We start from the raw sequence: 5,131 nt of genomic DNA on the forward strand, positions 1-5,131 counted from the left end.
TATCTTCGCAGCTCGGATCGGGTTGCCACACTGGGGCTTTCGTCCGTTTCCGCCGAGGCATTGGCTCAAATGGGCCGCAGCCAGCTGTCCGGTTCGGTATCGAAGTCCTGCTCCTCGATAATTTCCTGCCGGGTCACCTCCGACAGCGTAGGCAATCCGGTCAAGGCCAGCATCTCGGGCGCGAGACCGGCTGAACGCAATTGCTCGCGGCGCTGCGCACCGGCGCGCGCGGCGGACTGCTTACACAACCGCAGCACCTCCGCCGCCAGCGCGGCCGGATCACCGCGCAGCTGATCGCGTTCCACGCTCACCGCGAGCGGCAAACCCTGTTCGGTGGTGCAGACGACCACCGCTCCGGTCCGTGAGGCGATGGTGAACTCGGTGGGGAACTGATCCTCCAGTTGCACTGGTACACCTTCTTTTTCGCTCGTCATTCATCCTCGATCGCGACGAGCACCTCGGCGATCCGAGCCTGCACCGTCGCGGTCATTCGCCGCAGGTCGGCGGGAGCCGCCACCCGCGGATGGTCACCGGTGAGCACATAGCGGCCGTCATCGACCAGATCGCGCCAGTCCACCCGATGCCGGGTGATACCGCGCGGGCCGAAACGGGAATAGCCCTGCACCACTTCGATCACGCCCCGGCTGGCCGCCGGGGCGGCCAGGAATTCGGCGGCGCGGTCGATGACCGAACCGTCCATGGTCTCGTGCGCCGGAGACAGGCCGAAACCGTAGTCGTGCTCCTCGATATCGGCGGGTTCGGCCAGCACCAGCTCCGGACCGTGGCCCGCCGCGGTATCCGGCAGCACCGCCATCAATTCGGCCGCCAATTGTGACGCGTCACATGCGATGACATCGAAACCCGCACTGTGACTGACGGTTTCACCGGGTTGCTGGACGACCACGTAGCCGATATCGCCGCGCCGGACGCCGAGCAGGCGGATGCTGCCCTTGGGATCGGACGCGTCACGACCGTCACGACCGCACACCTCCACCCGGACATCGGGTAGTGACAGGGTGTCGAAGATGTCCTGCCATTCGGGGTCGCGCTCACGCAGATCATCACGGGTGCGCGCCATCTCCTCCACGTGCTCGCTCCACCGCCGGGCGCGACTGGAGAACAGCAGCGGCTCGGGCAGGAATTCCGCGCCGCGTTCCGCCCACAGCACCATGAACTCCAGATCGGTGAACGAGAAGGTCCGAAGCACCGAACTCAGCCCTCCACCACGGGTTTCGCCACGACCGGGGCCGCGCCCATGGCCTCCTCCAGATATTCGGTGGAGTCCAGGAATTCCGGTCGCTTGTGCTCCTTGCCCTGACCACCCTGACCACCCGCGCCATGGCCGCCGCCCATCGGAGCGCCGCCCATACCTCCCATGGGAGCCGCACCGGCGGTGGCGATTCCGGCCCGCGTACCCATCGTAATGGCTCCCTCGACCTCGGCCGAGAGCGCGGCGCGCGGGAACAGTTTCGAGGTGAGCTCCTTCGGCGCGGACGCCGGGCTGATACCCGGACCACCACCGCCGGGGCCACCGCCGCCCTTGGCCAGATCCTTGGTCAGGTTGCTGAGCATATTGGGGATACCGGCCAGGGTGGAGCTGGGATCGTTCGTCTTGGCCTGATTCGCGGTCGAGGTCAGGCCCTGCAGGCCCTGTTGCAGGGCACTGGACAGCTGCGAGGCATCCGAGGAGCCGTTCGAACTCTGTTGCGAGGTACCGTCACCCGATTTCTGGCCGGGATCCGTCGAGCCGGAGCCGGACTTGCCCGGATCGGTCTTGCTCGGGTCCGTCTTACCGTTCGGGTCGGTCTTGCCGTTGGGATCGGTCTTGCCCGGATCGGTCTTGTTCGGATTGGTACCCGGCGACTGTTTGGCGTTCGGATCGGTGCCGTTCGGCTGCAGGGAATTGGCAGGCAGGCTCGCCGCGGCCAGTCCGAGCTTGCTCTTGGTGCCGCCACCACCGCCACCGTCTCCGCCACCGCCGCCATCCGTCGTGGTCTTCGTCGCCAGCCCGGGCAGCTGCGCCAGCGGGTCGATCAGATGCGGAATGGCCGGACTGCCCGCGATCATGCCGGTGACATAGAAGTTCTGAAAGGCCAATCGGGCGGCCTTGACGATCCGATCCTCGCGCTGAGGATGGTCGTAATCGAAATCGGTTGGCGCGCTCGGCATCCGTACCTTGGTGTTGTCCAGCCAGCCCGCCACATAGGTCAGATTGGCCGCCATCGCGCGCATATCGGCGGTGAGGCCGTCCGCCTCGGTCTTGAATTCCCCGGCCACGCGGCGCGCGGCATCTCCGCCACGACCGCTCCAGCCGTTCTTCATCTCGTCCAGCCGCTTGGTGAGCTGGTCGAAGCTGGTATCCACCTTGTCCGCGACCAATAGCCAGGTGCCACCGATATCGGACACCAACTGCGGATTCATGCCCGTGCCCGCCTGATGGAGCCAGACCCGATCCTTATCGTTCGGATTCTCGGGGTCGAGGGCGTCGTAATGGCCCTTCTCCTCGGCGATCTTCGCCAGGCCCCCGTTACCGTTCTTGCTGTCCAGCGGCGGGGCCGTTTCATCGTTCCACACCGGAATTTTGGTGTTGCCGACCAGTGTCGGGGTTCCGGGGGCCGGGTGCACCGTGGATTCATTCTTGAACCGGGTGAACATGGCCTTCGAATCTTCTTCTGTCGCTTTGTAATTGTTGTCCGCCACGATCATGGTGTCGGCCATGGCTTCGACCAGGTCGATATACCGCTTCAGGACGGTGCCGAGGTTCTTGCCCTGGGTATTGAAGCGGTCCTGCAGATTCCCCGCCGACGGCAGAATCGCGTGATCGCCGAAGCCCTTGTGCTCGGTGAGCAATGGTTGATAGGCCAGCGCGATACCCAGCGTGTTCGCCACATCGGCGGCGATCTTGGCCGCCGCGGCGCCCGCCCCCTCGCTCAAATGCAGGGTGCCTCCGCGCGCCTGCTGGGCCAGCCCCCGCCACGGATTGTCTTCGTCACCCACGTTCCGCTCCTGCCCTCAGGTATTCGTCGAACCCTAATGCGCACCAATACAACTCAGCCATCATCAGAGCGATTTCCTTATGCGTGCCTGGCGCGGAAACGCTGTTCGAAGCCGGGCAGATGGACCGAAGGCGGGCTGGCGGAGGTCGAGGACTCCACCACGCCGTCATCGGCTATATAGAACAGTGCGCGCTGTACCGATATCTCGCCCGGTTCGGCGGGGGCGTAAATGAGCCAGCCGACCGTAAGTCGTTCCGCGCGAAGCCGATCCAGCGGATAACCGGTGACATCGAGACCGACGGTGGCGATGTGGCGCAGCACCTCTGCCACCGCCTCCTCCCGCGGCAGTGGGCCGGGACCGGTACGGGCCACACCCGAGAGGCTGAGTTGATAGTGCGCGCCGTCGAGATCGGCTGTATCGCCGAAGGTTTCGGACAGCTGTTCGCGAGTGACGTCATTGCGCTCAGCGGCGGTGACATAGGCGGTGACGGCTGCGCGCAGCGGCTCCGAGGGCGCATCGGCTAGCAAGCCGCGAATCAGATCGACCACGGTGGCGGTGGTCCAGATACCGGGGACCGCGGCCGCCAGTTCGGTGGCGCGCGGGGATTCACCGCGATACCAGCGGCCGCGCTCCCACCAGTAGCAGAAGGTCAGCAGGCCGCCCGCGGCGCGAGAGTTCAAGACCGAGTTGGCAACCCACTCGGGGGCGCCCGCGTACAGGCGCGGCAGCGCGGATCCGCCGTTGTAGGCGGCATCGAGCTCGGGGGCGTTCCACACGCCGCCGGACAACACCGCGCGACCGCCTGGCAGCGCGTACAGCGAGGAGCCGGAGCGGCGCGAACCCTCGAACCAGCCGAAGGACGGCAGCACCCGCGGACCCCAATCCGAGCCGATGGCGACGAAGGCGGCGGCGATCGCCGACCAGCGCGACCACAGCACCGGGAAATCCGGGAAGTCGTTATCGGAAATCGTTGGGAGCAACGCGGATTCACGGTCGGCGCGGGCGGCGACACCCGCCTGCTGCGGGGTGCGGGCCTGCTGATTGTCATGCCGGACGTAGGCGGCCAGCCAGATCGGCAGGCTGGTGCGGGGGTAGGTTTCCAGATCCGCGAGGTAATCCTGGGGCGCGAAGAGCTGGTCGTCCGGGAACGGATCATCACCGTAGTCGTGATCGACATCGAGTTCGCCCTGCGCGGTGAGGGTCAGCTCGAAACGCCACCAGGGGCCGTCACCGAGCGCGGCGGACAGGGCGCGGTGCTCGATCACCAGGTTCAGAATCTCCGGGGAGGGCTGGGCCTGCGCCTGCCAGCCCTCGTCATCGGAGTAGATCACCCGGGACAGCCGGCCCGTCACCGTCAGCGCGAAGGCGGCGCGCACGCTGGTCCAGCCCTGCGGGCCCAGCGACATCAGCTCGCGCGCGATGCCGTGGGCCAGGTCGCGAGCCTGTTCCGGGATGTCCACCGAATCGGGCGCGGGCCGCGAGCGGGTGAGGTTGAAGCCCACGTCGGGATCGGACTCCGTTGCGGCATCGCCGGATCCGGAAGCTGCCGCGGCCTCGCCGGTCGGTTCATCGACCCCGATCACGGGGGCGAGCGGATCGATCGCGGAATCCCGATCCGGCGCAGCGGCATCGGACGCGTGCGACTCGGAAGCGGTTTCACCGCTTGTCGTTTCGCTGGACTCGGGCAGGCTGGTCACGCGGAATCGTCTCCTCGACGGTCACATTCGAGACGGCGGCGCCCTCGGAGGACGCGATGGAACGGCTAGTCGTGCTCGTTGAAGATGCGATCCATCTCGGCGTGCCGAGCGGCGGCGTTCGCACCGCTGAGCTGATCGGCGAAGGCCGCACGCGCCTTGGCGACGAGATCGGGGGACGCGTTCGGATGGGCCTGGGAGATGGCCCGCAGCGCGATCACGACCTCCCGATCGAGGCCGGAATCCGTACGCGTGCCCTTACCGGCCAGCACCCGCTCCAGCATGCTGTCGAAACGAGCCCGCAGCTGCTCATCGCTCGGTTGGCCCCCGAAGCGCACGTGCTTCCTCCTCTGATCGAACCCAACCCTCAGCATCGCATATCCGAGTCAACCGGACGGTTGCCGGAATTGGACCAACAGGCGAACTCCACGGACCGGCGC

At 66.7% G+C, this 5,131-nt stretch carries 5 protein-coding genes; all 5 read right to left on the bottom strand.

The features are described from left to right. Window positions 1-65: 65 nt before the first annotated feature. Window positions 66-407: a hypothetical protein gene (locus AB0L82_RS25015; RefSeq protein ID WP_364640942.1), complete on the bottom strand. Its 342-nt coding sequence runs from the start codon at window positions 405-407 to the stop codon at window positions 66-68. Window positions 408-430: 23 nt separating this feature from the next. Beyond that, on the bottom strand, window positions 431-1,207 hold the full coding sequence (locus AB0L82_RS25020; RefSeq protein ID WP_364640945.1) for an ESX secretion-associated protein EspG: 777 nt from the start codon (window positions 1,205-1,207) through the stop codon (window positions 431-433). 5 nt (window positions 1,208-1,212) lie between these two features. Further along, the gene (locus AB0L82_RS25025) at window positions 1,213-2,997 is read right to left on the bottom strand and encodes a hypothetical protein (RefSeq protein WP_364640948.1); all 1,785 of its coding nucleotides are present in this window, start codon (window positions 2,995-2,997) and stop codon (window positions 1,213-1,215) included. A 77-nt stretch (window positions 2,998-3,074) separates the two neighbouring features. Further along, on the bottom strand, window positions 3,075-4,694 hold the full coding sequence (locus AB0L82_RS25030) for a hypothetical protein (protein ID WP_364640951.1): 1,620 nt from the start codon (window positions 4,692-4,694) through the stop codon (window positions 3,075-3,077). A 65-nt stretch (window positions 4,695-4,759) separates the two neighbouring features. Continuing rightward, window positions 4,760-5,029 carry a hypothetical protein gene (locus AB0L82_RS25035; protein ID WP_364640954.1) on the bottom strand — a complete coding sequence of 90 codons (270 nt, stop codon included), beginning with the start codon at window positions 5,027-5,029 and terminating at the stop codon, window positions 4,760-4,762. Window positions 5,030-5,131 lie beyond the last annotated feature (102 nt).

The sequence above is a fragment of the Nocardia sp. NPDC052001 genome (genome assembly GCF_040680615.1).
In the GTDB taxonomy this organism is placed as follows: Bacteria; Actinomycetota; Actinomycetes; order Mycobacteriales; family Mycobacteriaceae; genus Nocardia.